3 protein-coding genes and 1 pseudogene are annotated in these 3468 nt (G+C 58.7%); 3 read left to right on the top strand and 1 reads right to left on the bottom strand.

The genetic code is table 11. The features are described 5' to 3' along the window. The coding region (locus tag B2W52_RS18650; RefSeq protein WP_286803882.1) for an MFS transporter at positions 1-405 on the bottom strand (405 nt) is incomplete at its 3' end. Positions 406-586: 181 nt separating this feature from the next. On the opposite strand from B2W52_RS18650, the gene B2W52_RS18645 reads away from it, so the two are divergent. From B2W52_RS18645 to B2W52_RS18635, 3 genes and pseudogenes are all read left to right on the top strand, one after another. Further along, positions 587-2446, top strand: a complete 1860-nt coding sequence (locus tag B2W52_RS18645) for a histidine kinase (RefSeq protein WP_273069413.1) — start codon at positions 587-589, stop codon at positions 2444-2446. A 17-nt stretch (positions 2447-2463) separates the two neighbouring features. Further along, positions 2464-3123 (top strand): two-component system response regulator NarL, encoded by a 660-nt coding sequence (gene narL / locus B2W52_RS18640; RefSeq protein WP_273069414.1) that lies wholly within the window; start codon positions 2464-2466, stop codon positions 3121-3123. Positions 3124-3191: 68 nt separating this feature from the next. Beyond that, positions 3192-3468: pseudogene (locus B2W52_RS18635) on the top strand (hypothetical protein); the annotation flags it as partial.

The following is a 3468-nucleotide window of genomic DNA, read 5'->3' as shown; positions in this document are numbered from 1 at the left end:
ATCGAAGCGGCGCGTGCCGGGCGGCCGGTTCTGACTGGCCCGTACACGGACGACCAGGCCGAGGCCGCCGGCGGCAATCAGATAGCCGGGGAAGGTATCGGTGGTCAGTAGTATCACCATGCAGGCTGCCAGCCCGGCCAGACAGCTCAGCATGATCCGGCGGGCACCGAATTTCTGCGCTGCCAGGCCCGCTGGGACTGCCAGGGCCGCGCCTACCGCCATGGGCATCGCCAGTAGGAATCCAAACTGCAAGTCGCTGAGATCCAGTTCCGAACGCAGATGGACCCCGGCCACCGCAAAAAGGGTCCAGCACCCGGCGGCGACAACGAAGCCCGCCACCGCCAACGGCAATACCACTGCCAATGACGCCAGCCGGTCATCTGCACGATCCGTTTCGGACTTCATTACTGTCGCTCTTCTGGAAACCTGTTTTTCAGTTTCATCTTTTGATCACAAAAGGGTCAAAGATTATGATGGGTTACCAACCATTGGGGTAATTGACTATCCTCAAGGAGGTATCACGGAATCCCGGTGCGGGGCATAATTCACCCTGACCCGTCACACGCATTAATGCGCAAGAGACTGAATGAAGCCCAGAAGCCCGCTTGTAAACCGAATCGCCATCGTTGTAGGCGCCGTGGTGGTGACAGCCCTTGTCAGCATGGCGACCACGCTTGCGGTGTCCAAAAGCATCGAAGGCAATGCCACCGCAATTAATCTGGCGGGGGCGCTACGCATGGGGGCCTTCCAGTTGCTTGCCCGGAGCGCGGGGCCTGCTGCGCCAGAATCCGGGCAGGACTCAATCGGGCAGATGCTGGAGCGCTACGATACCAAGCTGGCTGACGCCAGCATCACCAAGGCCATCCCCGAAAGCCATGACCATCCGCTCGGCGCCCAGTACCAGGCCATTCTGGAATCCTGGCAAACCACGCTTCGGCCTGCCCTGCAGGAACATGACGAGGGCACGCCTGTTTCCGAGACCATGCTGGCCTCAACACAGCAGTACGTTGATAACGTAGACCAGCTGGTCAATATGCTGGAACAGCGAACCGAAGCCCGTATTGACCTGCTGCACCTGATTCAGATCATCAGCCTGGCTTTTTCCATTCTTATCATCGTGGCGCTGTTCATCGATCTGAAAAACCGTATTTTGCGGCCACTGCGCAAGCTGGTCAGCATCGCCATCGCCGTGGGCGACCAGGACTTTTCCCGTAAGGCCAACCTGAGCGGCTCCGACGAGCTGGCACAACTTGGCCAGGCCTTTGACCAGATGACCAGCGAGCTGGCACTGACCTATTACGAGCTGGAAGAAAGGGCCCGCCTGAAAACGGAAGAGCTTGAAAGGAGCCACGCGGCCCTTCAACTCCTGCATTCCGCAAGCCGGGACCTGTTTGCCAAACACGACCTGTGCAATGGGGCGATTCCCATGCTTCAGGAGCTTGAGCAGCTACTGGGCATTGGCCCGATCCGCCTCTATCTCCATGACAAGGAATCCTCAGAGCCAATTCAAGCAATCACGACCGCCAGCCGGGAACGGCCCTTCTACTGCCGTGATCACCACTGCAATGCCTGCCTGGTGACGCCAGAGGCCTATGACGAGCTTCCCGTGGAATCCAACGACGGTCGGCGGCTCCTGCTACCGATCCGTACCCCCGGACAGCTGCTGGGTACACTGGAGGTCTGGTACCCGGCTGAGGAAGGTCTTTCGAAAACCTCCCGGCGGCTGTTGGAAACCCTCAGCGACCAGCTGGCCACGGCCATTTTCCTGGAACGGCAGATTACCGAGGAGCAGCAGCAGACGCTTGCTGAAGAACGCACAGTGATCGCCCGGGAACTTCATGATTCCCTGGCACAGTCACTTTCATACCTGAAAATGCAGGTTGCCCGGTTGCGCCGCCTTAACATCGACGGCGAGCAACAAAAAACTCACGAGGCGATTCTCGACGAACTCAGTACCGGCCTGAACAGTGCCTATCGCCAGTTGCGGGAGCTGCTGGCGACGTTCAGGCTGAAGCTGGACACGCCGGATCTTGCTACTGCCCTGCAGAAGACCATTGAAGAATTTTCCGAGCGGCTGGGTAAGCCGGTTGGGCTGCAGTACAATCTGCCGCCCCAGACCCTGTCGCCAAATGAAGAGATCCATACCCTGCAGATTGTGAGGGAAGGCCTGGCCAACGCGGTCAAACACGCAGATGCCACGGACATAACCGTGGATGTTCTGTTCGAATCGCCACAAGTACGGGTGCGGATCCGGGATAATGGCAAGGGCCTGCCCGGTAGCGACCAGCCCGTCAATCATTATGGCCTGATCATCATGCAGGACCGCGCCCGGACCCTGGGCGGCAAGGTCGAAGTAAGCAACCGGGATGAAGGGGGTGTGGAAGTCACCCTGGGATTTGTTCCCAAAAGCCGAAACCTGATTCCCACAGAAGCATCAAATGCCTGACCAAAAGAGAGAACCCGATGTCTGAGTCACCCGCAAGTATTCTGTTGATCGACGATCACCCGCTTCTTCGCCAGGGCATCAAACAGTTGATCGATATGGAAGACGATATGAGCGTGGCCGGGGAGGCCAGTAACGCTGCCGACGGCGTCCGGCTGGCCACCGAACTGGAGCCCGACCTGATCCTGATGGACCTGAACATGCCCGAAATGGACGGCATCGAAGCGCTCAGAAGACTTCGGGAACAGAACATCAGCTCCCGCATTGTGATGTTCACCGTGTCGGACCAGGAGGATGACGTGGTGGCGGCACTCCGGGCCGGTGCGGACGGCTACCTGCTGAAGGACATGGAACCGGAAGACATGATCAACCAGCTCCATCAGGCGGCGGTCGGCAAAATGGTGATCAGTGACCGACTGACCACGCTGTTGGCAGAGGCATTGCGCTCCAACAAGCCCCAGCAGGCATCACGCCCGGATTTCGACAGCCTGACGCCGCGGGAGAAGGATATTCTGCGCCTGATTGCCGAGGGCCTCTCCAACAAGATGATTGGTCGCAAGCTCGACATCAGCGACGGCACCGTCAAGGTCCATGTGAAACACCTGCTGAAGAAACTGAACCTGCGCTCACGGGTGGAAGTGGCCGTCTGGGCGGTGGAAGAAGGCCTGCACAAGGGCTGAGTTATATCAAATCGTTCCAGAGCACTTTGCTTTACTCTAGGCCGGTTACTGACCGCCCGGAGTAAAGCATGGCTTTTCCACTAGCTTCCATCACCTCCCTGAACTCTCCCCTCGTGGGGCAAACGCTTTCGGTCCTTCGGGAGTACCTGCCCTCCCCCGTGCCCATGCTAGGCGCTATTGATCGCCGAATCCCGGTGCCCCTGAAGCAGCTGGCTGCAGAAGCGCCGCTTAATCGCATCTTTGCCCAGGCAATCGATGACGGAGAATTCGATGACTTCGAAGGCCGCCGTATTCGCCTGGAGGTGAATGGCGGACAACCCGGTATCACCATTGGCTTCTGGGCCG

The organism is Marinobacter sp. UBA2498, assembly GCF_002341575.1.
Taxonomy (GTDB): domain Bacteria; phylum Pseudomonadota; class Gammaproteobacteria; order Pseudomonadales; family Oleiphilaceae; genus Marinobacter; species Marinobacter manganoxydans.
This window is presented reverse-complemented; position numbering and strand designations above follow the sequence as displayed.